The organism is Borreliella americana (assembly GCF_021043605.1).
GTDB classification, from domain to species: Bacteria; Spirochaetota; Spirochaetia; order Borreliales; family Borreliaceae; genus Borreliella; species Borreliella americana.
The window spans coordinates 1-510 of the sequence record NZ_JAJNFB010000057.1 but is presented as its reverse complement, the minus strand read 5'-3'; the positions used below and the strand labels follow the sequence as shown (position 1 = coordinate 510).

At 27.5% G+C, this 510-nt stretch carries 1 protein-coding gene; it reads right to left on the bottom strand.

What is annotated here, in order from left to right; translation table 11 throughout:
* Positions 1-510: RNA-guided endonuclease TnpB family protein (locus LRB30_RS05825; RefSeq protein WP_231020162.1), on the bottom strand; the 510-nt coding region annotated here is incomplete at both ends.

Sequence of the window (510 nt, the reverse complement as noted above, 5' to 3'; positions counted from 1 at the left end):
GTATTTTTAATGTTACAACTGCTACACAGTTTACTTGATGGGAAATATCTATCTACTTTATACAAAGAGGATCCATGCCATTCTGATTTATATGATAATTGTCTTACAAACTCAGACCATCCTAAATCATTAATCCTTTTCCCAAACATTCCTTTTTGCATGCCCTTAATTGATAGATTTTCTATGACTATGTTTTTATAATTGGATACGAAATAATAAGATAATTTATGCAAAAAGTCTTTTCTTTGATTGTAGATTTTTTTATGCAGCTTAGCAACTTTTAATCTAGATTTAGTTCTATTAACAGAACCTTTTTGCTTTTTTGATAATTTTCTTTGGTATTTCTTAAGTTTATTTTCATTTTTTAGTAAATATTTAGGATGATTGGTTTTCTCACCTTCACTACCTACTAAAAAATGTCTCATACTCATATCAATACCAACTATCTCTTTTTTATCACTCCTAGTTTTATTGTTATTTTTAGTATCTAGGCACTCAACTGCTATTGAA